Consider the following 24,258-nt stretch of genomic DNA (forward strand, 5'->3'; position numbering starts at 1 on the left):
AGTTTTTTTAGGGGAAGATAACTTATCTATCAATCTTACGCAGCTTTTAACTGCTCACCAATTTTCTCAAACAGTTTCTGAATTTGCTCTGCCCTATGCCCTAACACTCGCACAATCACCCCGCCTTCATTCAACTGAGATATACCAAAAAGTAAGGATTTATCTGTTTCTTGCTGTTGAAGCTGCTGCGCTATCTGCTTAATTTCTGCAGATGTTTTTTGTAAGTTAATGTAAACCAATGATCCCTGATGTGAAAAACCTTCCATTTGGCTTAAAGCAGTTAAATTCATTTTAACCGGCAACCACTGAATACAATCCAACATCAGCGGTTTAACTTTCCCATTTTCTTGCACAAGCTGAACTTTTAAATGAGAAGAAAATTGGCGAAATTCAAAACGTTCATCATTTGCCACTCGCCCAATAGCCACAATTTCACCATAAATTAGCGCACTCTCAGGTTGCATATTGATTAACGTTTTTTGCTTAAGAGCAGAATTCTTATGCAAAACCAACGGATGAGGTAAATAAAATAAACGACTTTTTTTATCAAGCTGAATTAATGTATTTTGCTCGGCAAAATCCCCCTCATTCATTGCCTGAACTCGAGTAAATGCCTGCGTATTTAAAGAAAGTGCAGTATATTTTTCGAGCGTTATTTGAATATCAACTCGATCTCCAGCCAATAACCCTGGCGAAGAAGACATTTGCATTGCACTAAGTCCATTTTCCCAAGAATCGGCATAAGCAGATAACGTCATTACTTTAAAAGGTGGCGTCACAAAGTATTCATCAAGTTGAGTTTTGCCGTTTGAGGAAAGTTTGGTTGAAAGTTTGAGGGTACTATTCATAATCTTTTCAATTTGTAAAAAACTCCCCTCTTTAAAGGAGAGGGGATAATTCTTTATCTCACTAATGCCTTAGGTTCTTCTACGTTCTTCAACAACGCATATTTTTCAATCCAACCAATCACGCCATCTAGATTTTCTTTTTTCATTAAATTGGTAAACACAAAGGGCTGCCCATTACGCATGCCACGCGCATCGCGTTCCATAATACTTAAATCCGCGCCAACAAATGGTGCAAGGTCTGTTTTGTTAATCACTAACAAATCTGAACGAGTGATACCCGGCCCGCCTTTGCGTGGGATTTTCTCGCCTTGTGCGACGTCAATCACGAAAATTGTCACGTCTGCTAAATCAGGGCTAAAGGTGGCAGATAAGTTATCACCACCAGATTCGATAAAGACGATTTCTACATCGGGAAAACGTGCAACCATTTCATCGACTGCTTCTAAGTTCATTGACGCATCTTCACGAATTGCCGTATGCGGGCAACCGCCTGTTTCCACGCCCATAATTCGCTCTGACGGAAGTAGGCTATTTTTCGTTAAAAATTCCGCATCTTCTTGGGTATAAATATCATTAGTGATCACCGCCACGCTATAGCGGCTTGCTATTTCACGAGTCAGTTTTTCAATTAACGCAGTTTTGCCTGCACCAACAGGGCCTGCTACGCCAATTTTAATGTAGTTACGCATAATGTTCCTTTTGTTGATTATCATAGAGGCTCATTCTTATAACCTCTGCGATATGTAAAAATTTAATAAAAAATGACCGCTCTTACGACATATAAAGCCGCGTATAAAGCACTTCGTGCTGCATTGCTCGAATGTCATTCGCCAGCGTTGCCGCACCAAGCCATTCTTCGTTGGGTTCAAGGCTTAATTCGACAGCTTGCAAGAGTGCACTACGCAAATCAAATAGAATATCTTGCCCATCCATTTGACTGAGCGGAATGAGTTTCACGCCATTGGTAATGGTGCCGACTGCTGCGTTGTAGTAGAACGCATAAAGGGTATCTGTTTTGCTGAGCCCCATCGCTTGCGCCACCATAGCAAACACCATCGGGAAATGGCCTTGCACGCTTTTATTTTGAATCGCTTGCTGAAATTGGCTCAACATTGAGTGTTGTTCATAGCGGATAAAAATTTTTAATAACCGCACGCCGAGTTTAAAACTGCCTTCGCGACTTTCTCGCGCAATTTTGGTTGCAGATAGCGAATGGTCTAATTCGCATAAACGGTCAAAATCATTGGTAGCCATGGCATCAAATGCGAGCGAAAGATAAGCGCCATCGTTATACACCCAATTTTGCAAAAGCTGAGTTTGCACATATTCTTCTAAGCTTGGTTTCGTTGAAACAACACCTCGTTGAACAAAGGTTTCTAAACCATTTGAATGGTTAAAGCCCCCGATTGGCAAAGTTGGGTCAACCAAGTGCAACAATGCGCCTAAATCTGCCAGGCTTCGGTTTAATGTTGGTGCCAATTGCCGTCTCCATGATGGTGATAGCCATGATGATCGTGCGAATGACTATGCGAATGCCCGTACCCTTGTGCAGAATTTGCTCTTAACGCTTGGCTTAAACGGCGTTCCGCTTTTTGAGGATGAAATCCCGCCGCTTGCAGCCACTCGAACATCGGCTTATCGTAAGGTAATGTCACTTCATCGCCATCTAAAAACAGCGGCGAATGTTTATTGCCGATCTCATAACAAGCCCGAGCCATTTCAGGTAAGGTTTTCGGAGACAGCACAATGACTTCACTCGGTAAAATTTCAATCGCAATCACTAATTCATCACTGATAAAAACCACATCATCGTGTTTTAAACGTTGTCCTTCTTTTAGCAAGCGAAAAGCAACTTCGCGCCCCGTGTTCGTGGTTTTACGCAGAATATTGCGCTCACTTTCATACCACTGCAATGCCACGCGTTCAATGGTTTGATGGGTAATTTTGCCTTCAGCTTGAAGGCTAGTTAAATATCCTAAAATGGTATCCATAATGGGGAGAATTGGATTAATGATTTTCATATCTTATAAATTCGAAAGTAGTGCGTGTCATACACGCACTTTCTTTATTATTGAATAGCGTGGATTTTTATTAGAACAAGAAATATCGTTGTCCTAATGGCACGGTATCCACGGGTTCGCAGGTAATGAGTTCACCATCTACACGCACTTCATAGCGTTCTGGATCCACTGTAATTTCAGGTGTTGCATTGTTGTGAACAAGATCTTTTTTACCCACGCTGCGGCAGCCTTTGACAGCAATGGCTTCTTTGTGCAAGCCGAATTTAGCACGAATATCGGCTTTTTCAGCAGCTTGTGAAACGAAGAACACTGCAGTTTGTGCTATCGCCAAACCTTGTGCTCCGTACATTGGACGGTAGAATACAGGTTGCGGTGTTGGAATAGAGGCATTTGGATCGCCCATTTTTGCGTAGCTAATAAAGCCTTTTTTAATTACCACTTCTGGTTTTACCCCAAAGAACATCGGTTTCCATAACACGATATCTGCGATTTTGCCCACTTCTAACGAGCCAATATGATCTGCAATACCGTGTGCAATTGCTGGGTTGATGGTGTATTTCGCAATGTAGCGTTTAATGCGGAAGTTATCGTTTCCTTCATTGCCTAGCTCACCGCGTTGCATTTTCATTTTATCTGCGGTTTGCCATGTACGAATAACGACTTCGCCAATACGTCCCATCGCTTGAGAGTCAGAACTCATAATCGAGAATACGCCCATATCATGCAAAATATCTTCTGCAGCAATGGTTTCAGGGCGAATACGACTATCAGCAAATGCCACGTCTTCTGGCACGCGTTTATCTAAGTGATGGCAAACCATCAACATATCTAAATGTTCATCAATGGTGTTTTTGGTAAACGGACGAGTCGGGTTAGTTGAAGCGGGTAATACGTTTGGATACATCGCCGCTTTAATGATGTCAGGTGCATGACCGCCCCCCGCACCTTCAGTATGGAAGGTATGAATTACACGTCTGTCAATTGCTTTCATGGTATCTTCTAAGAAGCCACTTTCATTTAGCGTGTCGGTGTGAATTGCCACTTGAATATCCATTTCATCTGCCACTTTTAAAGCAGAATCAATTACTGCAGGCGTTGCGCCCCAGTCTTCGTGGATTTTTAAACCTAATGCGCCTGCTTCAATTTGTTCGCGTAGCGGATCTAAAGTTGAGCAGTTCCCTTTGCCGAAAAAGCCCACGTTGACTGGTAAAGCTTCTGCCGCTTGGAACATGCGTTCCATATACCACGCACCTGGTGTACAAGTTGTCGCGTGTGTACCATCAGCCGGGCCGGTTCCGCCACCAATTAAAGTCGTAACTCCACTTTCAATCGCATGTTGTGCTTGTTGAGGGCAAATAAAGTGAATGTGGGTATCTATGCCGCCAGCGGTTGCAATTAAATGTGCGCCATTATGTACTTCCGTGCTCGCACCAATAATCATATTGGGCGTGACGTTATCCATGGTGTCAGGGTTACCTGCTTGACCAATACCAACAATACGACCATCTCGAATACCAATATCCGCTTTAATAATGCCTAATTTCGCATCAATGATCATCACGTTGGTAATCACAAAATCCAATACGTTTGGATTGTCACGAGTTGCGGTACCGCTTTGCGCCATGCCATCACGTACACTTTTACCGCCACCAAATTTACACTCATCACCTTTGGTTAATAAATCTTGTTCAATGGTTGCCCATAAATTGGTATCGCCTAAACGAACTTTGTCGCCAACGGTTGGACCATAAGTTGCTACATATTGCGCTCTTGAAATTGTTAATGCCATTCTGCTCTACCTTATAATTTGCCATCAATTTGATTATGGAAGCCATAAATGGTTTGCGAACCACCAAAAGCCACTAACTCGACTGATTTAACTTCCCCTGGTTCAAAACGTACTGCATTGCCAGATGGCACATTTAAGCGCATTCCACGCGCTAAAGTGCGGTCAAATTTAAGGGCATTATTGGTTTCAAAAAAATGGTAATGGGAACCGACTTGGATTGGACGGTCGCCTGAATTGGTTACTTCAATTGTGACGGTTTTTCTGCCAACATTGGCAATAATATCGCCTTCAGCTAATTGGTATTCACCTGGGATCATAATATTTAAATCCTTCTATTTTTTATCTAATCGGATTATGCACGGTAACAAGTTTTGTACCATCAGGGAAAGTCGCTTCAATCTGAACTTCATGAACCATTTCAGCGACGCCTTCCATCACATCTTCAACGGTTAAAAGTGTTGAGCCATATTGCATGACTTCAGCCACAGACATTCCATCACGAGCTGCTTCTTGCAAGTGGCTAGCGATGTAAGCGATGGATTCTGGGTAGTTTAATTTTAGTCCGCGTGCTTTGCGTTTTGCCGCCAATTCGCCCGCAAGAAAAAGCATCAGCTTTTCTTGTTCTCTTGATGTTAAGTGCATATCTTCATTCCTTCATTTATTTATCGCACAAGGAGCGCCGAATTTTACGTAAAAAATCTAAATAAGAAAAACATTTTGTCAGAATTTTTTTATTCATAGCCCTTGAAAGCGAAAAAATGTTCCTTATATAAAAACCGCACTTACAAATTCTTAAGAAGGAAATTAATCATGAATATTCGTCCTTTACACGATCGTGTAATTATTAAACGTGAAGAAGTCGAAACCCGTTCAGCTGGCGGTATCGTATTAACAGGTTCAGCAGCGACCAAATCAACCCGTGCGAAAGTATTAGCAGTGGGTAAAGGTCGTATTTTAGAAAATGGCACGGTTCAACCATTAGATGTGAAAGTTGGTGATACAGTCATTTTCAATGACGGTTACGGCGTGAAAAGCGAAAAAATCGATGGTGAAGAAGTATTAATCATTTCTGAAAACGACATCTTAGCAATTGTAGAATAATTAGATAAGGGAAAAGAAAATGGCAGCAAAAGACGTAAAATTTGGTAATGACGCACGCGTAAAAATGCTTAAAGGCGTGAATGTATTAGCCGATGCAGTAAAAGTAACCCTTGGCCCGAAAGGTCGTAATGTAATTTTAGATAAATCATTTGGCGCACCAACTATCACTAAAGACGGTGTGTCTGTTGCTCGTGAAATCGAATTAGAAGATAAATTCGAAAACATGGGTGCACAAATGGTGAAAGAAGTGGCATCTAAAGCAAATGATGCTGCAGGTGATGGTACAACCACTGCAACTGTACTTGCGCAAGCTATCGTAAATGAAGGCTTGAAAGCAGTAGCGGCAGGCATGAATCCTATGGATTTAAAACGCGGTATCGATAAAGCAGTAAGTGCGGTTGTTTCTGAACTTAAAAATTTATCTAAACCTTGTGAAACAGCAAAAGAAATTGAACAAGTAGGTACCATTTCTGCAAACTCTGACAGCATTGTGGGTCAATTAATCTCACAAGCGATGGAAAAAGTGGGTAAAGAAGGCGTGATTACCGTTGAAGATGGTACGGGTCTTGAAGATGAATTAGATGTGGTTGAAGGGATGCAATTCGATCGTGGTTACCTTTCTCCATATTTCATCAACAAACCAGAAACTGCAACGGTTGAATTAGATAATCCATATCTTCTTCTTGTAGATAAAAAAATCTCTAACATTCGTGAATTACTTCCAGTGTTAGAAGGTGTTGCGAAAGCAGGTAAACCGTTATTAATCATCGCTGAAGATGTGGAAGGCGAAGCACTTGCAACCTTAGTGGTGAACACTATGCGCGGTATCGTAAAAGTTGCAGCAGTGAAAGCGCCAGGTTTTGGTGATCGTCGTAAAGCGATGTTACAAGATATTGCGATCTTAACTGCAGGTACTGTGATTTCTGAAGAAATCGGCATGGAACTTGAAAAAGCAACATTAGAAGATTTAGGTCAAGCAAAACGCGTTGTTATCAATAAAGATAACACAACCATTATCGACGGTATCGGCGATGAATCTCAAATCAAAGGTCGAGTTGCTCAAATTCGTCAACAAATTGAAGAATCAACTTCTGACTACGACAAAGAAAAACTTCAAGAACGCGTGGCTAAATTAGCAGGCGGTGTGGCTGTAATCAAAGTAGGCGCAGCAACTGAAGTTGAAATGAAAGAGAAAAAAGACCGTGTAGATGACGCATTACATGCAACTCGTGCCGCGGTTGAAGAAGGTATCGTTGCTGGTGGTGGTGTTGCATTAGTTCGCGCAGCCGCGAAAGTTGCAGCAAGCTTAAAAGGTGACAACGAAGAACAAAATGTGGGTATCAAGCTTGCATTACGAGCGATGGAGGCACCTTTACGTCAAATCGTCACTAATGCAGGCGAAGAAGCATCTGTTGTGGCAAGTGCAGTTAAAAATGGCGAAGGAAACTTTGGTTATAACGCAGGTACAGAACAATACGGCGATATGATCGAAATGGGTATCTTAGATCCAACTAAAGTAACTCGTTCTGCGTTGCAATTCGCAGCATCTGTAGCAGGCTTAATGATTACCACTGAATGTATGGTAACCGAGCTTCCAAAAGATGAAAAAGCTGACCTAGGCGCAAGCATGGGCGGTATGGGTGGAATGGGCGGAATGATGTAATTCGCTCATCATCAGGTAAAAAGTGCGGTCGTTTTTCCATAAGGAAAAGCGATCGCTTTTTTATTTACAAAGGTTTACACTAATTTCAAATTTACTCAGGAAATCTATTATGCTCATTTCTCATTCTGACCTTAACCAACAACTTAAATCTGCTGGAATCGGGTTTAATGCAACAGAACTACACGGCTTTTTAAGCGGTTTACTTTGTGGTGGCTTAAAAGATCAAAGTTGGCTACCGCTCTTATATCAATTCAGCAATGATAATCACGCTTACCCAACAGCATTAGTTCAACCAGTTACAGAACTTTATGAACAAATTAGTCAAACCTTATCAGATGTTGAAGGATTTACCTTTGAACTTGGTTTAACCGAAGATGAAAATGTCTTTGCGCAAGCGGATAGCTTATCTGACTGGGCAAACCAATTCTTACTTGGTCTTGGCTTAGCACAACCTGAATTAGCAAAAGAAAAAGGTGAAATTGGCGAAGCGGTAGATGACTTACAAGATATTTGCCAACTTGGTTATGATGAAGACGATAACGAAGAAGAACTAGCGGAAGCACTAGAAGAAATCATTGAATATGTTCGCACTATTGCTATGTTGTTCTATTCTCATTTCAACGAAGGAGAAATTGAGAGCAAACCTGTATTACATTAAGGAGATCTCGAATGAAATTGGCTTATATGGCTGAATTGCCTAAAGAAGAATTTGGGGAACGCCGCACACGAGTATTCACTCAAATGCAACCTAATTCGGCATTATTGCTTTTTTCTGAAATCGAAAAACGCCGTAATAATGATTGTACCTATCCTTTCCGTCAAGATAGCTATTTTTGGTATTTAACAGGCTTTAATGAACCAAATGCAGCACTGTTATTACTGAAAACAGAACAAGCAGAAAAAACTATTATTTTTCTTCGTCCACGCGATCCGTTACTTGAAACGTGGAATGGTCGCCGATTAGGTGTTGAGCATGCACCACAGCAACTTAATGTAAATGAAGCCTATTCTATTGAAGAATTTGCTACCGTGCTGCCCAAAATACTTAAAAATTTGACCGCACTTTACTATGTGCCAGAAATTCATACTTGGGGTGATATATTGGTGTCAGAAAGTGCGGTAAATTTTAGCGATATTTTAGATTGGCGACCAATGCTCAGCGAAATGCGCCTTATAAAATCGCCTAATGAAATCCGATTAATGCAACAAGCGGGACAAATTACAGCACTTGGGCATATTAAAGCAATGCAAACTACACGCCCAAATCGCTTTGAATATGAAATTGAAAGCGATATTTTGCATGAATTTAATCGCCATTGCGCCAGATTTCCTTCTTACAATTCAATTGTTGCAGGAGGAAATAACGCCTGTATTTTGCACTACACAGAAAATGATCGCCCACTAAATGATGGAGATTTAGTGCTCATTGACGCTGGCTGTGAGTTTGCTATGTATGCAGGCGATATTACCCGCACTTTTCCTGTAAATGGAAAATTTACCCAGCCTCAACGTGAAATTTATGAGTTAGTTTTAAAAGCACAAAAACGTGCGATTGAGTTACTTGTACCTGGCAATTCCATTAAGCAAGCCAATGATGAAGTCATTCGTATTAAAACCCAAGGATTAGTGGATTTAGGTATCTTGAAAGGAGATGTCGATACACTCATTGAACAACAAGCTTATCGCCAATTTTATATGCATGGATTAGGGCACTGGCTAGGTTTAGATGTGCATGACGTGGGTAGCTATGGTCAGGATAAACAGCGGATACTCGAAATCGGCATGGTGATTACTGTTGAACCTGGTATTTATATTTCAGAAGATGCTGATGTGCCAGAGCAATACAAAGGCATTGGCGTGCGCATTGAGGACAATTTGCTCATGACTGAATATGGTAATAAAATCCTAACCGCAGCGGCCCCTAAAGAAATTGCAGACATTGAAAATTTAATGAATTTTTAATAAAAATGTTTAAATTGTGATCTAGTACACAGTTTTTTATTGCTTAAAATGTTAGCATTAGAACCAGTTAAAAGCCGAACCAATCAGTTAAGGAGTCGATTATGTACAAACACGTATTAGTGGCAGTAGATCTTTCTGAAGAGAGTCCAGTTTTACTTAAAAAAGCGGTTGGGGTTGCAAAACGCCATGAAGCAAAACTTTCTATCATCCACGTTGATGTAAACTTCTCGGATCTTTACACTGGATTGATTGATGTGAATATGTCTTCAATGCAAGACAGAATTTCCACGGAAACACAAAAAGCCTTATTAGATTTAGCTGAAAGTGCGGATTATCCAATTTTAGAAAAATTGAGTGGCAGTGGTGATTTAGGGCAAGTTCTAAGTGATGCCATCGAACAATATGATGTAGATTTATTAGTGACGGGACATCACCAAGATTTTTGGAGTAAGTTAATGTCTTCAACACGTCAAGTGATGAATACGATTAAAATTGATATGTTGGTTGTTCCGCTTAGAGATGAATAATTAACAAGAAATTGTTTTTTGAATAATCTGAAATAACTTAAATTTTAACCGTACTTCTCAAATAGCGTCGTGAAGTGCGGTTTTATTTTGGGGTTTTGGCAAAAAGCCTTTTTATAAATTTCAAAAATATGCAAAAATAGGACGATTTAGTTTTTATTTTTATTATGGGTAACAAGGATTCTTTTTAATGAAAACAACAGCAGAAATAAGACAATCATTCCTTGATTTTTTCCATAGCAAAGGCCACCAAGTAGTTGAGAGTAGCTCACTTGTGCCGGAAAATGATCCGACTTTGCTTTTCACGAACGCTGGGATGAACCAATTTAAGGATGTATTCCTTGGAATGGATAAACGCCCTTATTCTAGAGCCACCACCGCGCAACGTTGTGTGCGTGCAGGTGGTAAACACAACGACTTAGAAAATGTTGGTTATACTGCGCGTCATCATACTTTCTTTGAAATGCTCGGTAACTTTAGTTTTGGTGATTACTTTAAACACGATGCCATTAATTTTGCTTGGGAATATTTAACCTCCCCACAATGGCTTGGTTTACCTAAAGAAAAACTATGGGTAACCGTGTATGAAACCGATGACGAAGCCTACAATATCTGGAATAAAGAAGTCGGTGTTCCTGCTGAACGCATTATTCGCATTGGTGACAATAAAGGCACACCTTACGCATCAGACAACTTCTGGGCAATGGGCGACACTGGTCCTTGCGGTCCTTGTACTGAAATTTTCTACGATCACGGTGATCATATTTGGGGCGGCCCTCCAGGCTCACCAGAAGAAGATGGCGACCGTTATATCGAAATCTGGAACGTTGTGTTCATGCAATTCAACCGTTTAGCCGATGGCACAATGGAAAAATTACCACGCCCATCAGTTGACACAGGTATGGGCTTAGAGCGTATTTCTGCTGTATTGCAACATGTGAACTCAAACTACGAGATTGATATTTTCAAAACATTAATCGCAAAAACGGCTGAAGTTGTTGGCACAACAGATTTAAGTAATAAATCATTACGTGTTATTGCTGACCATATTCGTTCTTGTGCATATTTAATCGCTGATGGCGTTATTCCATCAAACGAAGGCCGCGGTTATGTCTTACGTCGTATTATTCGTCGCGCAGTTCGTCACGGTCACTTATTAGGTGCCAAAGAAGCTTTTTTCTATAAACTCGTGCCAACTCTAATTGAAGTAATGGCAGAAGCAGGCAAAGACGTAAAAGCAAAACAAGTAAATGTTGAAAAACTATTACGTTTAGAAGAAGAACAATTCGCTCGCACTCTAGAACGTGGCTTGAGCTTATTAGATGAAGCCCTTGCTCAAGTGAAAGATGGCGTTCTTTCAGGTGAAGTTGCATTCAAACTTTATGATACTTATGGTTTCCCATTGGATTTAACGGCTGATGTATGTCGTGAGCGCAATATCACTATTGATGAACAAGCCTTTGACCGTGAAATGGAAGCACAACGTACTCGTGCTCAAGCAGCGAGTCAGTTTGGTGTGGACTACAACAGCATTATTCGTGTAGATGGTGAAACCAAGTTTGAGGGCTATACTGAAGTCGAATCTCAAGCAAAAATCACCGCACTTTTCTATGATGGTAAATCAGTGGAAAGTATCGAAGCAGGTCAAAGTGCGGTCGTTATTTTAGAAAATACACCGTTTTATGCAGAATCAGGTGGCCAAATTGGCGATAGCGGATACTTAAGCGCACAAGGCGTGACCTTTAATGTGAAAGATACCCAAAAATATGGGCAAGTATTTGGACACATTGGAGAATTAACGCAAGGAAGTTTGAAAATAGGGCAATCAGTGAATGCTATTGTGGATGCAGAACGTCGCCACAACACATCGCTCAATCACTCAGCAACACACTTATTGCACGCAGCCTTACGTCAAGTTTTAGGTCAACATGTTGTGCAAAAAGGCTCACTTGTTTCAGATAAAGCCTTGCGTTTTGACTTTGCTCAACCAGAAGCTATTACAAAAGAACAGTTAACTCAAATTGAAACATTAGTAAACCAAAAAATCCGTGCTAACTTCCCTGTTCAAACGGATATCATGGACATTGATTCAGCAAAAGCCAAAGGGGCAATGGCGCTCTTTGGTGAGAAATATGGTGATAACGTTCGCGTATTAACCATGGGCGATTTCTCAATTGAGCTTTGTGGTGGTATTCACGCAAAACGCACTGGCGATATCGGTCTATTTAAAATTATTACTGAAAGCGCTGTGGCGGCAGGCGTTCGTCGTATTGAAGCGGTAACAGGTGAAAATGCGATTGAGTGGTTACATAATCAACAACGTATTCTGACCCAAAGCGCGGACTTATTAAAATCAGACGTAAATACCTTAGCGGAAAAAATCCAGCAACTTCAAGACAAAGCGAAGAAAGTGGAAAAAGAATTGCAAGGTCTAAAAGAAAAAGCCGCAATGCAGGCTGGTTCTGATTTTGTGAAAAGTGCAGTGAAAATCAACGGTGTTTTTGTTATCGCACAACAATTGGATGGTATAGAAACAAAATCATTACGTGTGATGGTCGACGATTTAAAAAATCAACTCGGCTCAGGCGTAATCGCATTCGCATCGATCTTAGATGAAAAAGTCAACCTTGTCGTTGGTGTAACAAACGATTTAACTACCAAAGTAAAAGCTGGGGAGCTCGTTAATTTAATGGCTCAACAGGTCGGGGGTAAAGGCGGTGGTCGTCCGGATATGGCAATGGCAGGAGGCTCCCAACCAGAAAATGTGGCACAAGCAGTTAAAGTGGCGCAGGACTGGTTAAACAAAAATCTGTAGTACAAGCCGGTTGGTGAGATCCAACCCTTCCTTGATTGATAGGGACATCTAATAAATGCAAACTAAGGAGATAAAAGATGTTAATCTTGACTCGTAAAGTTGGCGAAAGTGTACTTATTGGAAATGATATTTCTATCACGATTTTGAGTGTACGTGGAAACCAAGTTAAACTCGGTGTAGAAGCGCCTAAAGAAGTATCCGTTCACCGAGAAGAAATTTATCAACGAATTAAACAGATGAAAGATGAACAATTAGACAGTTCATCATAATCATAAATAATGGATTTTATATTATGAAAGCAATTATTCCTGTAGCCGGTCTTGGTACACGTATGTTGCCTGCCACGAAGGCAATTCCGAAGGAAATGCTTACTTTGGTTGATAAACCATTGATTCAATACGTGGTAAATGAATGTGTTGCCGCAGGCATAAAAGAAATTGTGCTTGTCACGCATTCATCAAAAAATGCTATCGAAAACCATTTTGATACATCTTTTGAACTAGAAACAATGCTAGAAAAACGTGTTAAGCGTCAACTTCTAGAAGAAGTGCGTTCTATCTGTCCAAAAGATGTAACTATCATGCATGTTCGCCAAGGTAATGCAAAAGGACTTGGTCACGCCGTGTTGTGCGGTCGCCCACTTGTAGGCAATGAATCATTTGCTGTTGTATTACCTGACGTATTGTTAGCTGATTTCAGTGCAGACCAGAAAAAAGAAAATCTTTCTGCAATGATTAAACGCTTTAATGAAACTGGTGCAAGCCAAATTATGGTAACGCCTGTTCCACAAGAAAATGTAAGCAGCTATGGTGTTGCAGATTGTGGAGGTGCAGATCTTAGTGTTGGTGAAAGTGCAAAAATTAATAGCATTGTTGAAAAACCCTCTATTGAAGATGCGCCGTCAAATCTTGCTGTAGTTGGTCGTTATGTATTCTCAGCAGCAATTTGGGACTTGTTGGAAAAGACGCCAATTGGTGTTGGTGATGAAATCCAATTAACCGATGCTATTGATATGCTCATTGAAAAAGAAACTGTTGAAGCATTCCATATGACAGGTGAAACATTCGACTGTGGTGATAAAATTGGCTATATGGAAGCGTTCGTAGAATACGGTATTCGTCACGAAAAATTAGGTAAAGAATTCAAAACCTTTATCAAAAATTTAGCAAAAACGCTATAAATAGCACTAATGCAGATAAAATGGACAAAATGAAAGATTTTGTCCATTTTTGTTTTATTATTAATATAGAATATTGCTTTATGCATAAATATGCACAATAATAGAATAATTAATTAAAATAAAAAGGAAAGATTATGGCACTTTGGGGTGGGCGTTTTACGCAGGCTGCGGATAAACGTTTTAAAGATTTTAATGACTCGTTACGTTTTGATTATCGTTTAGCAGAACAGGATATTCAAGGCTCAATTGGTTGGTCCAAAGCCTTGGTGAAAGTCAATGTATTAACTATCGAAGAACAGCATCAACTTGAACAAGCACTAAATGAATTACTTATTGAAGTGCGGTCAAATCCGCAAGCAATTTTACAAGATGATGCTGAAGATATTCATAGTTGGGTTGAAAGTAAGCTAATCGATAAAGTTGGTAATCTTGGTAAAAAATTACATACTGGCCGTAGCCGTAACGATCAAGTGGCTGTAGATATAAAACTATGGTGCAAACAACGTGTGGTTGAATTACAAGAATCAGTACGTAATTTGCAACGTCACTTAGTTCAAACCGCAGAGAACACGCAACAAGCAGTAATGCCTGGCTATACCCATTTACAACGAGCTCAACCAATCACTTTTGCTCATTGGTGTATGGCGTATGTGGAAATGTTCGACCGCGACTATTCACGTTTAACAGATGCGTATAATCGTATGAATACCTGTCCACTTGGTAGTGGTGCGCTGGCTGGTACAGCTTATGCCGTAGATCGTGATTCACTTGCGCACGATCTTGGTTTTGCTTTCGCGACTAGAAATAGCTTAGATAGCGTCTCTGATCGCGATCATATCGTAGAGTTGCTTTCCATCGCATCCCTCAGTATGGCGCATCTTTCCCGCTTTGCTGAAGATATGATTATCTTTAACAGCGGAGAGGCAAATTTCGTGGAATTATCTGACCGCGTGACTTCTGGCTCATCATTAATGCCACAAAAGAAAAATCCTGATGCATGTGAGTTAATTCGAGGCAAAGCCGGCAGAGTGATCGGCTCATTAACAGGCATGCTAGTCACCTTAAAAGGCTTGCCACTCGCGTATAATAAAGATATGCAAGAAGACAAAGAAGGTATTTTTGATGCCTTAGATACTTGGCAAAACTGTGTGGACATGGCAAAGTTCGTATTAGATGAATTGAAAGTAAATGTTGAACGTACTCGTGAAGCCGCGTTAAAAGGCTATTCAAACGCAACTGAATTAGCGGATTATTTAGTCTCTAAGGGCGTACCTTTCCGAGATTCCCATCATATCGTGGGTGAAACGGTTGTTTATGCCATCGAGAAAGGCAAAGGATTAGAAGATCTTACTATCCCTGAATTCCGCCAATTTAGTGAAGTAGTGGGAGATGATGTTTACGAGATTCTTTCCCTCCAATCTTGCTTAGACAAACGTTGTGCAAAAGGTGGTGTATCGCCATTGCGTGTTGCCGAAGCTATTGCTGAAGCCAAAACAAGATTTGCTTAATCATATTTTAACACGCATATCACAATTGGATTTCACAAGACTCCCTTGCAATCCAGTGAATAGTCCCAATTATGAGTAGCGACACTTAAATAAGATGATAAAAACAAAAAGTGCGGGAAAAACTACCGCACTTTTTATTTCAATTAGGAATGATCAATGACCAATCAACAAGACTATACTCAAGACAATGACAAGCTTTACCGTTATCTTTTCCAAAACCGTGCGGTTCGTGGGGAATGGGTTCGCTTAAATAAAGCATTCACTGATACATTAAATACTCATCACTATCCGAAAGCAGTACAGGATTTATTGGGTGAAATGATGGTGGCGACTAATTTGCTCACTGCCACACTAAGATTTGACGGCAATATCACCGTACAAATTCAAGGCGATGGCCCATTACGCTTAGCATTAGTAAATGGCAATGATCAACAACAAATCCGCGCCCTCGCTCGAGTGGATGGCAACATCACTGAAAATATGAGTCTGCACAATATGGTTGGCAAAGGCGTATTGGTCATTACTATTGCACCAAAAGAAGGCGAACGCTATCAAGGTGTAATTAGTCTGGATAAACCGACGATCACAGAATGCTTGGAAGATTATTTTGTACGTTCAGAACAGCTTCAAACTCAATTAATTATTCGTACTGGAAAATATGAAGGCAAGCCAGTAGCAGCAGGTATGTTATTACAAATTATGCCTGATGGTTCTGGTACACCAGAAGATTTTGAGCATTTAACTACGCTCGCAGCAACAGTAAAAGATGAAGAATTATTTGGTCTCCCTGCAGAAGGGTTACTCTATCGTTTGTATCATGAAGAAACTGTCAATCTTTATCCAGCACAAGATGTACAATTTTTCTGTGGCTGCTCTGCAGAACGTTCTGGTTCTACATTACTGCTCATCTCTGATGAAGAAATTGACGAAATATTAGCCGAGTATAAAGGCAGTATTGATATGCAATGTGAGTGCTGTGGTACACACTACTTCTTTAATAAAGAAGCGATTGAAAAATTAAAATCAACAAAACTTTAAAAACAATCCCGACGCTATGTCGGGATTTTTGATCTACATCATCAATACACCTAAAAATAGGTAATAAAGAACTATAATTTTTCAAAAATGAGATCTAGTTAACATTTTTTTGCATTGACATTCTTTAGAATAGGCGACAGTTAAATTTTAATCTTAAATATTAGAGGTGACTTATGACAGACTTAAACAAAGTAGTAAAAGAACTTGAAGCTCTAGGCATTTATGACGTAAAAGAAGTTGTCTACAATCCAAGCTACGAGCAATTGTTCGAAGAAGAAACCAATCCAGGTTTAGAAGGCTTTGAAAAAGGTACTTTAACTACAACTGGTGCAGTAGCTGTAGATACTGGTATCTTCACTGGCCGTTCACCAAAAGATAAATATATCGTGTTAGATGAAAAAACCAAAGATACTGTTTGGTGGACATCTGAAGCAGCGAAAAATGACAACAAACCAATGAACCAAGCTACATGGCAAAGCTTAAAAGACTTGGTAACTAACCAACTCTCTCGTAAACGCTTATTTGTAGTTGATGGTTTCTGTGGCGCTAGCGAACACGACCGTATTGCAGTACGTATTGTAACTGAAGTTGCATGGCAAGCTCATTTTGTAAAAAACATGTTTATTCGCCCTACTGAAGAACAACTAAAAAATTTTGAACCAGATTTCGTTGTAATGAACGGCTCTAAAGTAACCAATCCAAACTGGAAAGAACAGGGTCTAAATTCAGAAAACTTTGTTGCTTTCAACTTAACTGAGCGCATTCAATTAATCGGTGGTACTTGGTACGGCGGTGAAATGAAAAAAGGTATGTTCTCAATGATGAACTACTTCCTACCACTTAAAGGAGTAGGCGCAATGCACTGCTCAGCTAACGTTGGTAAAGATGGCGATGTAGCAATCTTTTTCGGCTTATCTGGCACAGGTAAAACAACCCTTTCAACCGATCCAAAACGTGAATTAATCGGTGATGATGAGCACGGTTGGGATGATGTGGGCATCTTTAATTTTGAAGGTGGTTGCTATGCGAAAACTATTCACCTTTCAGAAGAAAATGAACCAGATATTTACCGCGCTATCCGTCGCGATGCATTATTAGAAAACGTAGTTGTTCGTGCAGATGGTTCTGTTGATTTCGATGATGGTTCAAAAACAGAAAATACTCGTGTGTCTTACCCAATTTATCACATCGATAACATTGTAAAACCAGTTTCTCGTGCAGGTCACGCAACTAAAGTTATTTTCTTAACTGCAGATGCATTTGGCGTATTACCACCAGTATCTAAATTGACACCAGAACAAACTAAATACTACTTCTTATCTGGTTTCACTGCAAAATTAGCAGGTACTGAACGTGGTATTACTGAACCAACTCCAACTTTCTCAGCATGTTTCGGTGCGGCGTTCTTAACCCTTCACCCAACTCAATATGCTGAAGTGTTAGTAAAACGTATGCAAGCAGCAGGTGCTGAGGCTTACTTAGTGAATACTGGTTGGAATGGCACAGGTAAACGTATCTCAATCAAAGATACTCGCGGAATCATTGATGCAATCTTAGATGGCTCAATTGAAAAAGCTGAAATGGGCGAATTACCAATCTTCAACTTAGCAATTCCTAAAGCATTACTAGGTGTAGATTCTGCGATCTTGGATCCTCGTAATACTTACGCAGATAAAGCACAATGGCAATCAAAAGCTGAAGACTTAGCAGGCCGCTTTGTGAAAAACTTTGTTAAATATGCAACTAACGAAGAAGGCAAAGCTTTAATTGCAGCTGGTCCTAAAGCTTAATTAAAAATACTAAAAATATTAACCGCACTTTGGGTAACTGAAGTGCGGTCATTTTTTATCTGTTTTCAAGCTGATAAATGTATTCAAAAATTGACAAAAATCCAGTAAAATCACCACGTTTTAACTTTCGTCAATTAAAAGGACAATGTAATGCTTAACCAAATTAAAAAAGATGCTCAGGATCGTATGGAAAAAAGCCTTGAAGCATTAAAAGGCCATATTTCGAAAATCCGTACTGGTCGTGCACAACCGAGTTTACTTGATGCAATTCAAGTTGAATATTACGGTGCCGCGACCCCACTTCGCCAATTAGCAAACGTAGTGGCAGAGGATGCGCGTACTTTAGCTGTAACTGTTTTTGATCGTTCTTTAATCTCTGCGGTAGAAAAAGCAATTTTAACCTCAGATTTAGGTTTAAACCCATCTTCAGCGGGTACCACAATCCGTGTTCCGCTTCCTCCATTAACAGAAGAACGCCGTCGCGATTTAATCAAAATTGTAAAAGGCGAAGGTGAACAAGGTAAAGTTGCGGTTCGTAACGTCCGTCGTGATGCGAATGATAAAATCAAAGCATTATTAAAAGACAAAGAAATCAGCGAAAACGAACAACATAAAGCAGAAGAAGAAATCCAAAAAATCACAGATATTTACATTAAAAAAGTAGATGAAGTATTAGCGGATAAAGAAAAAGAATTAATGGATTTCTAATCATAAAAAATGCGAAAGGCAGACAGTTTTGTCTGCCTTTATTTTATTAGGTATGCGAATTTAGACGTACCAATGAAAATATAATCAACAAAAGTGCGGTAAAGATTCTATGCAAAAACAAAACATTGTCATTCTTGGCTCAACGGGATCAATCGGTAAGAGTACCCTTTCTGTTATCGAAAATAACCCTCAGAAATATCATGCATTTGCACTCGTAGGTGGAAAAAATGTAGAAGCAATGTTTGAACAATGCATAAAATTCCGACCGCACTTTGCGGCTCTTGATGATGTAAATGCTGCTAAAATTTTACGTGAGAAATTAATTGCACATCATATTCCAACGGAAGTATTAGCCGGACAACGAGCTATTTGCGAACTCGCAGCACACCCAGATGCCGATCAGATAATGGCGTCGATTGTTGGTGCAGCAGGATTGTTACCGACTCTTTCAGCGGTTAAAGCGGGTAAACGTGTATTACTAGCAAATAAAGAATCATTGGTAACCTGCGGGCAGCTTTTTATTGATGCCGTAAAAAACTATGGTGCGAAGCTTTTACCAGTAGATAGTGAACATAATGCTATCTTTCAATCGTTACCGCCAGAAGCACAAGAAAAAATTGGTTTTTGCTCACTTTCTGAATTAGGTGTAAGTAAAATTATTCTCACTGGATCTGGCGGGCCATTCCGTTACACGCCACTCGAACAATTCACCAACATCACACCAGAACAAGCGGTTGCACACCCTAATTGGTCTATGGGTAAAAAAATCTCTGTCGATTCAGCTACAATGATGAATAAGGGCTTGGAATACATTGAGGCTCGCTGGCTTTTCAATGCAAGTGCGGAAGAAATGGAAGTCATTATTCATCCACAATCGATTATTCATTCTATGGTACGTTATGTTGATGGATCAGTCATTGCTCAAATGGGAAATCCAGATATGCGTACACCAATTGCAGAAACTATGGCATATCCTCACCGCACTTTTGCTGGGGTAGAACCACTCGATTTCTTTAAAGTCAAAGAACTGACGTTTATTGAACCTGATTTTAATCGCTATCCAAATTTAAAACTGGCTATTGATGCCTTTGCCGCGGGTCAATATGCGACAACAGCAATGAATGCAGCTAATGAAATTGCTGTACAAGCATTTTTAGATCGTCAAATTAGCTTTATGGATATTGCAAAAATTAATTCGAAAACAATTGAGAAAATTTCGCCTTATACTATTCAAAATATTGATGATGTACTCGAAATTGATGCACAAGCAAGAGAGATTGCGAAAACGCTAATTGTGGAATAGACCTAGAATAACTAGGTCTAGTTTATTCGGTTTAACGGAATACAAATTCCAAAATACACATATAGGCTGCAATACAAAATAAAATAATCGCCAATAATTTTCTTGTTAAAGCCGGATTCATTAATCCACGCAATTTCATTGAGAAGAAACTCATTCCAAATGAACTCAAGGTAACAATACCAACCACAAGAAAATTTACATATCCTAATTGGCCACTTAGACTGACATCATAAGGGAAGACTCTTGTGAGATAACCATATAAATTACCAATACCACCAATAATCATCATGTAGTTCGTATAAACGGCAATTTGCTGTGTTTTTACCCCTTTTAATTGGCCAACAAGCGGAGCAAGGATAGAGCCGCCTCCAATACCTGTAATACCCGCAATTAAACCTCCTCCGCAGCAACTAATACTACCTTTAGCTCGTTCCATAGGAGACATATTAAACACTTCTATTTGTGTTCTCGATCTGTTTAAAAATGTTTTAATCGCTAGCGCACTTAAACTAACCGTAAAAATTAAACTAATTATCGCTGTAGAAAAATAAAAACTTAATTCAAAACCAATTTGCACGCTAATCACCATAGCAATAGACCATAAAATCATATTGATATGATCAATTTTAATTTTTTGCTTATGGAAAAATAATAAATTAATCAATGCGGTACACATTACAATTGTGAGTGACGTAGCTGAAATAACTTGAATCGGCAATTCAGGAAATAATGTACGTAAAATTGGCACCATCAATACCCCACCGCCAATACCAAAAATAGCAGAAACCATATTGGTACAAATACCGCAAATCAGTAAGATAAAAACTGTACTAATTGCCATTGCTACTCCTATCAAGAAAATCAGCTTAATAATGTATTCTAATTGTGACGTAAGGAGATAAGCATATCTTATGATCAGCATCATATACACTTAAAAATATTCTGTTATGATGAAAAAATAGAAAGGATATGATGTATGAACGCATTTCAATTAATGGCAAAACCTACTGCTCAATTTGTAATTTAGATTACCAGTATTGCTTTTACTTGGAAAAACCTCATTTAAATCAACGATCCATGAGTGATGAGGTATTAGAAACCTATATCAAATCTTACATAGAAACAGCCCCTCAACAACAAATAACGTTCCTCTGGCAAGGCGGTGAGCCAACCATGGCAGACCTTGATTTCTATAAAAGAGCGGTCGATTTTCAGCATAAATATGCTAATGGAAAACAAATTGAAAATTCTCTACAAACCAATGGTGTATTACTTAATGCCGATTGGTGCCGTTTTCTACATGATCATAATTTTCTTGTGGGGCTTTCTATAGATGGTCCAGAACACTTACATGATGCCTATCGTTTAACTAAAAATGGCAAAGGCACATTTCAACAAGTAATAGATGCACTAGATTTACTACATAACTATCAAGTGTCTTTTAATACTCTCACAGTAGTGCATAACCTAAATGTCCTACATGGAAAAGAAATCTATCATTTTCTAAAACGAATTGGATCGCCATATATGCAATTTATTCCACTAACGGGAGATTATAAGCAACAAGCCTCTGCAAAGGATTATGGGCAGTTTCTAATTAATATTTTTGATGAATGGTACGCTAATGATGTAGGAAAAATTGGGATTCAGTTTATTGAACAATGGTTTATGGCCTATCTTGAATTACAACCTGATTTATGTATTTTTCGTGAAACCTGTGGTGATCAATTAGTTATTGAACAAAATGGAGATATTTATAGTTGCGATCATTATGTTTACTCTGAGTACAAGTTGGGAAACCTGATAGAAACACCACTAGTAACATTGGTTGATAACATAAAACAAAAACATTTCGGTTCAGCGAAATCCTTTCTTTCCGAACGATGCAAAAGCTGTAAATTTCGTTTTGCCGTCATGGAGGTTGCCCAAAACATCGAACGGTTCAAGGATTTGGAAAACCACATAATCAACTATGTGAAGCCTATTATGCAGCGCTCTCTCACATGGAACCCTATTTGAAAGAATTTGCAAAATGCTTTGGTAAAGCAAAATAACATTATTCATTTAAAATAAAAATTTTGTTACCAAGTTAACACTTTTAAAACTTGCTTATAGCGGATAAAAACAGAAATTTGTATAGTAACCTAAAGTTCTTTATGTATTAAAAGGATATTTATGTCAAGCTCATCACCTTATTTACCTCAAAACCTACACCAATGCGTTATTTCTGAAAGTAAAACACTAGGGAAAAACAGCTTAATTTATACTCAAGGTGAAAAACCTAAAGAATTTTATTTTTTAAGACAGGGGCTAGTTGGGCTTTATCATAGCTTAGAAAATGGTAAAGAAACCTTGATTCGACTTTATCATGCTAACGAGTATTTTGGGTTTAGAACAATCTTTAGTGAAACAACTTATCATTGTAGTGCAAAGGTGTTACTAGAAACAGATATTATTCGTATATTTCCTGGAAATCACACTACTTTTATCGCAAATAATCCTGATTTTTCCTGCTATCTTATAAAACAACTTTCGAATGAATTATATGACGCAGAACACCGAGTAAGTAGTACAGCCTATAAACGAAGCTACGAGCGTATAATTGATGCAATTGAAAATCTAACTGAAAGTTATCCCGATTATCCTTGGACCTACCGAGAAGTAGCTGAATTTTGTGGATGCGAAACAGAAACTGCTATTCGTATTAGTCAAGAATTAAAGAAACAAGGAATTCTAGACAAAAATACAAGACATTTACGAATCTGCTCTTAAATTCAAGATTATGTTTTGAACTATCTATCTAAATAATATTTCAGTAAATAAAGCACTTTTTACTTACATATAAAATAACAATCCGCACGTAAAACGTGCGGTTTTTAGGCTCCCCTATAAGAGCCTATACTTCACAAGCCCCTCAAGGGGCTTGTGAGAACTGACAACCGCGTCTAATTATTTCCTTGATTAACCCTTAAAGGGGTCAACATGTTCTTTCGTTGATAAATTATCTTGAACCATATCTTCTTTTTCTTGGTTTCTTATATAATCCTCTACCACTTTTGTATTTAACCCTACTGTGCTTACAAAAAATCCTTTCGCCCAGAAATGCCTATTTCCATATCTATATTTTAAGTTCGCGTGTCTTTCAAAAATCATCAGCGCTGACTTCCCCTTCAGATAGCCCATAAAACCTGATACTGATATTTTAGCTGGGATTTTTAAGAGCATATGGATATGGTCTGGCATTGCATGCGCTTCTATTATCTCCACATTTTTATAGTCACATAACTGCCTCAATATTTGACCTATATCTGCTCTTAACTTTCCATAAATTGCTTTTCTTCTATACTTCGGGATAAATACAATGTGATACTTACAGTTCCATTTTGTGTGTGATAGACTTGAATCGTCACTGGTTTTACTTACCATGATAATCCTCCTATATGTTGAATTTTGGTTGTCAGCCTTGTTCATTATATAGCGAGGATTTTTTCTGTTCATCGCTTAAGCTATTTGGCTCCATACGCATAGCGTATGGTTTTTATAGCCAGACTTTTGGCTGGCTATAATAAAAAAGCTCACTAAAAAGTGAGCTTTTCCTTTGAATTGATTTTTATTCCTCAGTAGCTGCTTCAGCAACTTCTGGGCGATCAACTAACTCAATGTATGCCATTGGTGCATTATCGCCTGCACGGAAACCACATTTCAAAATGCGAGTGTAACCACCTGCACGTTGAGCAAAACGTGGACCTAATTCATTAAATAATTTTGCAACAGTTTCAACGTTGCGAGTACGAGCGAATGCTAAACGACGGTTTGCAACGCTATCTACTTTTGCTAATGTAATTAACGGTTCAACTACACGGCGTAATTCTTTAGCTTTAGGCAAAGTAGTCTTAATGATTTCATGACTAACTAAAGCACTTGCTAAGTTACGAAACATCGCTTGGCGATGGCTGCTATTACGGTTTAGTTGACGACCACTCTTACGATGGCGCATGATCTTATCCT

General features: G+C 39.1%; 24 protein-coding genes and 1 pseudogene. 15 read left to right on the forward strand and 10 right to left on the reverse strand.

Annotated features, from left to right (window positions below):
- Window positions 1–35: 35 nt before the first annotated feature.
- The 7 genes from AC6H0A_RS07160 to ureA all read right to left on the reverse strand — a co-directional run bounded on the left by AC6H0A_RS07160 (window position 36) and on the right by ureA (window position 5,300).
- Entirely contained in the window at window positions 36–848 is an 813-nt protein-coding gene (locus AC6H0A_RS07160) for an urease accessory protein UreD (protein WP_005643170.1), read from the reverse strand.
- 53 nt (window positions 849–901) lie between these two features.
- On the reverse strand, window positions 902–1,537 hold the full coding sequence (gene ureG, locus AC6H0A_RS07165; protein ID WP_005643171.1) for an urease accessory protein UreG: 636 nt from the start codon (window positions 1,535–1,537) through the stop codon (window positions 902–904).
- Window positions 1,538–1,619: 82 nt separating this feature from the next.
- A complete protein-coding gene (locus AC6H0A_RS07170; protein ID WP_005643173.1) occupies window positions 1,620–2,327 on the reverse strand; it encodes an urease accessory protein UreF in 708 nt (235 codons plus the stop codon).
- Window positions 2,312–2,869: an urease accessory protein UreE gene (ureE, locus tag AC6H0A_RS07175; RefSeq protein WP_005643175.1), complete on the reverse strand. Its 558-nt coding sequence runs from the start codon at window positions 2,867–2,869 to the stop codon at window positions 2,312–2,314. The genes AC6H0A_RS07170 and ureE overlap by 16 nt, the downstream gene beginning before the upstream one ends.
- A 70-nt stretch (window positions 2,870–2,939) precedes the next feature.
- Window positions 2,940–4,658, reverse strand: coding sequence for an urease subunit alpha (gene ureC, locus AC6H0A_RS07180; RefSeq protein WP_005643176.1), 1,719 nt, complete (start codon window positions 4,656–4,658; stop codon window positions 2,940–2,942).
- Between the two features lie 11 nt (window positions 4,659–4,669).
- Window positions 4,670–4,975 carry an urease subunit beta gene (gene ureB / locus AC6H0A_RS07185; RefSeq protein WP_005629499.1) on the reverse strand — a complete coding sequence of 102 codons (306 nt, stop codon included), beginning with the start codon at window positions 4,973–4,975 and terminating at the stop codon, window positions 4,670–4,672.
- A gap of 22 nt (window positions 4,976–4,997) precedes the next feature.
- Window positions 4,998–5,300, reverse strand: coding sequence for an urease subunit gamma (gene ureA, locus AC6H0A_RS07190; protein WP_005643177.1), 303 nt, complete (start codon window positions 5,298–5,300; stop codon window positions 4,998–5,000).
- A 168-nt stretch (window positions 5,301–5,468) separates the two neighbouring features.
- Between ureA and AC6H0A_RS07195 the strand changes: the two genes are divergently transcribed.
- From AC6H0A_RS07195 to ispC, 13 genes are all read left to right on the forward strand, one after another.
- A complete protein-coding gene (locus AC6H0A_RS07195) occupies window positions 5,469–5,759 on the forward strand; it encodes a co-chaperone GroES (protein ID WP_005629492.1) in 291 nt (96 codons plus the stop codon).
- Between the two features lie 19 nt (window positions 5,760–5,778).
- Entirely contained in the window at window positions 5,779–7,422 is a 1,644-nt protein-coding gene (groL, locus tag AC6H0A_RS07200) for a chaperonin GroEL (RefSeq protein WP_005643178.1), read from the forward strand.
- 109 nt (window positions 7,423–7,531) lie between these two features.
- Complete coding sequence (locus tag AC6H0A_RS07205; protein WP_005643179.1) at window positions 7,532–8,080, forward strand: YecA/YgfB family protein; 549 nt, start codon at window positions 7,532–7,534, stop codon at window positions 8,078–8,080.
- Window positions 8,081–8,091: 11 nt separating this feature from the next.
- Window positions 8,092–9,384 carry a Xaa-Pro aminopeptidase gene (gene pepP, locus AC6H0A_RS07210; protein WP_005643180.1) on the forward strand — a complete coding sequence of 431 codons (1,293 nt, stop codon included), beginning with the start codon at window positions 8,092–8,094 and terminating at the stop codon, window positions 9,382–9,384.
- Between the two features lie 101 nt (window positions 9,385–9,485).
- Window positions 9,486–9,911: a universal stress protein UspA gene (uspA, locus tag AC6H0A_RS07215; protein ID WP_005643182.1), complete on the forward strand. Its 426-nt coding sequence runs from the start codon at window positions 9,486–9,488 to the stop codon at window positions 9,909–9,911.
- A 187-nt stretch (window positions 9,912–10,098) separates the two neighbouring features.
- A complete protein-coding gene (alaS, locus tag AC6H0A_RS07220; RefSeq protein ID WP_005643184.1) occupies window positions 10,099–12,723 on the forward strand; it encodes an alanine--tRNA ligase in 2,625 nt (874 codons plus the stop codon).
- Between the two features lie 77 nt (window positions 12,724–12,800).
- Entirely contained in the window at window positions 12,801–12,992 is a 192-nt protein-coding gene (gene csrA / locus AC6H0A_RS07225; protein ID WP_005625841.1) for a carbon storage regulator CsrA, read from the forward strand.
- A 23-nt stretch (window positions 12,993–13,015) separates the two neighbouring features.
- On the forward strand, window positions 13,016–13,903 hold the full coding sequence (galU, locus tag AC6H0A_RS07230) for a UTP--glucose-1-phosphate uridylyltransferase GalU (RefSeq protein WP_005643186.1): 888 nt from the start codon (window positions 13,016–13,018) through the stop codon (window positions 13,901–13,903).
- A gap of 134 nt (window positions 13,904–14,037) precedes the next feature.
- A complete protein-coding gene (gene argH, locus AC6H0A_RS07235; protein WP_005643188.1) occupies window positions 14,038–15,411 on the forward strand; it encodes an argininosuccinate lyase in 1,374 nt (457 codons plus the stop codon).
- A gap of 156 nt (window positions 15,412–15,567) precedes the next feature.
- Complete coding sequence (gene hslO / locus AC6H0A_RS07240; RefSeq protein ID WP_005643190.1) at window positions 15,568–16,449, forward strand: Hsp33 family molecular chaperone HslO; 882 nt, start codon at window positions 15,568–15,570, stop codon at window positions 16,447–16,449.
- 173 nt (window positions 16,450–16,622) lie between these two features.
- On the forward strand, window positions 16,623–18,239 hold the full coding sequence (gene pckA / locus AC6H0A_RS07245) for a phosphoenolpyruvate carboxykinase (ATP) (RefSeq protein ID WP_005643193.1): 1,617 nt from the start codon (window positions 16,623–16,625) through the stop codon (window positions 18,237–18,239).
- Window positions 18,240–18,389: 150 nt separating this feature from the next.
- Window positions 18,390–18,947 (forward strand): ribosome recycling factor, encoded by a 558-nt coding sequence (gene frr / locus AC6H0A_RS07250; protein WP_005632773.1) that lies wholly within the window; start codon window positions 18,390–18,392, stop codon window positions 18,945–18,947.
- Between the two features lie 109 nt (window positions 18,948–19,056).
- Window positions 19,057–20,250 (forward strand): 1-deoxy-D-xylulose-5-phosphate reductoisomerase, encoded by a 1,194-nt coding sequence (gene ispC / locus AC6H0A_RS07255; RefSeq protein WP_005643195.1) that lies wholly within the window; start codon window positions 19,057–19,059, stop codon window positions 20,248–20,250.
- Between the two features lie 31 nt (window positions 20,251–20,281).
- Here ispC and AC6H0A_RS07260 read toward each other — a convergent pair whose 3' ends face one another.
- Window positions 20,282–21,091 carry a sulfite exporter TauE/SafE family protein gene (locus AC6H0A_RS07260; protein WP_005643197.1) on the reverse strand — a complete coding sequence of 270 codons (810 nt, stop codon included), beginning with the start codon at window positions 21,089–21,091 and terminating at the stop codon, window positions 20,282–20,284.
- A gap of 135 nt (window positions 21,092–21,226) precedes the next feature.
- On the opposite strand from AC6H0A_RS07260, the pseudogene AC6H0A_RS07265 reads away from it, so the two are divergent.
- Together AC6H0A_RS07265 and AC6H0A_RS07270 are read left to right on the forward strand one after the other, a co-directional pair.
- Window positions 21,227–22,304 (forward strand): annotated as a pseudogene (locus tag AC6H0A_RS07265) (anaerobic sulfatase maturase).
- A gap of 121 nt (window positions 22,305–22,425) precedes the next feature.
- Window positions 22,426–23,022 carry a Crp/Fnr family transcriptional regulator gene (locus AC6H0A_RS07270; protein ID WP_005643200.1) on the forward strand — a complete coding sequence of 199 codons (597 nt, stop codon included), beginning with the start codon at window positions 22,426–22,428 and terminating at the stop codon, window positions 23,020–23,022.
- A 189-nt stretch (window positions 23,023–23,211) separates the two neighbouring features.
- Here AC6H0A_RS07270 and tnpA read toward each other — a convergent pair whose 3' ends face one another.
- On the reverse strand, window positions 23,212–23,676 hold the full coding sequence (tnpA, locus tag AC6H0A_RS07275) for an IS200/IS605 family transposase (RefSeq protein ID WP_005639541.1): 465 nt from the start codon (window positions 23,674–23,676) through the stop codon (window positions 23,212–23,214).
- Window positions 23,677–23,860: 184 nt separating this feature from the next.
- Window positions 23,861–24,247 (reverse strand): 50S ribosomal protein L17, encoded by a 387-nt coding sequence (gene rplQ / locus AC6H0A_RS07280; RefSeq protein ID WP_005635737.1) that lies wholly within the window; start codon window positions 24,245–24,247, stop codon window positions 23,861–23,863.
- Between the last annotated feature and the right edge of the window lie 11 nt (window positions 24,248–24,258).

The sequence above is a fragment of the Haemophilus sp. THUN1692 genome (assembly GCF_059704395.1).

What these genes read in the sequence shown, in the direction of transcription:
- argH (WP_005643188.1), top strand. Translation starts at nt 14,038, where the DNA reads ATGGCACTTTGGGGTGGGCGTTTTACGCAGGCTGCGGATAAACGTTTT.
- uspA (WP_005643182.1), top strand. Translation starts at nt 9,486, where the DNA reads ATGTACAAACACGTATTAGTGGCAGTAGATCTTTCTGAAGAGAGTCCA.
- AC6H0A_RS07205 (WP_005643179.1), top strand. Translation starts at nt 7,532, where the DNA reads ATGCTCATTTCTCATTCTGACCTTAACCAACAACTTAAATCTGCTGGA.
- csrA (WP_005625841.1), top strand. Translation starts at nt 12,801, where the DNA reads ATGTTAATCTTGACTCGTAAAGTTGGCGAAAGTGTACTTATTGGAAAT.
- ureA (WP_005643177.1), bottom strand. Translation starts at nt 5,300, where the DNA reads ATGCACTTAACATCAAGAGAACAAGAAAAGCTGATGCTTTTTCTTGCG.
- alaS (WP_005643184.1), top strand. Translation starts at nt 10,099, where the DNA reads ATGAAAACAACAGCAGAAATAAGACAATCATTCCTTGATTTTTTCCAT.
- groL (WP_005643178.1), top strand. Translation starts at nt 5,779, where the DNA reads ATGGCAGCAAAAGACGTAAAATTTGGTAATGACGCACGCGTAAAAATG.
- ureC (WP_005643176.1), bottom strand. Translation starts at nt 4,658, where the DNA reads ATGGCATTAACAATTTCAAGAGCGCAATATGTAGCAACTTATGGTCCA.
- AC6H0A_RS07270 (WP_005643200.1), top strand. Translation starts at nt 22,426, where the DNA reads ATGTCAAGCTCATCACCTTATTTACCTCAAAACCTACACCAATGCGTT.
- rplQ (WP_005635737.1), bottom strand. Translation starts at nt 24,247, where the DNA reads ATGCGCCATCGTAAGAGTGGTCGTCAACTAAACCGTAATAGCAGCCAT.
- ispC (WP_005643195.1), top strand. Translation starts at nt 19,057, where the DNA reads ATGCAAAAACAAAACATTGTCATTCTTGGCTCAACGGGATCAATCGGT.
- tnpA (WP_005639541.1), bottom strand. Translation starts at nt 23,676, where the DNA reads ATGGTAAGTAAAACCAGTGACGATTCAAGTCTATCACACACAAAATGG.
- AC6H0A_RS07160 (WP_005643170.1), bottom strand. Translation starts at nt 848, where the DNA reads ATGAATAGTACCCTCAAACTTTCAACCAAACTTTCCTCAAACGGCAAA.
- AC6H0A_RS07195 (WP_005629492.1), top strand. Translation starts at nt 5,469, where the DNA reads ATGAATATTCGTCCTTTACACGATCGTGTAATTATTAAACGTGAAGAA.
- galU (WP_005643186.1), top strand. Translation starts at nt 13,016, where the DNA reads ATGAAAGCAATTATTCCTGTAGCCGGTCTTGGTACACGTATGTTGCCT.
- pckA (WP_005643193.1), top strand. Translation starts at nt 16,623, where the DNA reads ATGACAGACTTAAACAAAGTAGTAAAAGAACTTGAAGCTCTAGGCATT.
- frr (WP_005632773.1), top strand. Translation starts at nt 18,390, where the DNA reads ATGCTTAACCAAATTAAAAAAGATGCTCAGGATCGTATGGAAAAAAGC.
- pepP (WP_005643180.1), top strand. Translation starts at nt 8,092, where the DNA reads ATGAAATTGGCTTATATGGCTGAATTGCCTAAAGAAGAATTTGGGGAA.
- ureG (WP_005643171.1), bottom strand. Translation starts at nt 1,537, where the DNA reads ATGCGTAACTACATTAAAATTGGCGTAGCAGGCCCTGTTGGTGCAGGC.
- ureE (WP_005643175.1), bottom strand. Translation starts at nt 2,869, where the DNA reads ATGAAAATCATTAATCCAATTCTCCCCATTATGGATACCATTTTAGGA.
- ureB (WP_005629499.1), bottom strand. Translation starts at nt 4,975, where the DNA reads ATGATCCCAGGTGAATACCAATTAGCTGAAGGCGATATTATTGCCAAT.
- hslO (WP_005643190.1), top strand. Translation starts at nt 15,568, where the DNA reads ATGACCAATCAACAAGACTATACTCAAGACAATGACAAGCTTTACCGT.
- AC6H0A_RS07260 (WP_005643197.1), bottom strand. Translation starts at nt 21,091, where the DNA reads ATGGCAATTAGTACAGTTTTTATCTTACTGATTTGCGGTATTTGTACC.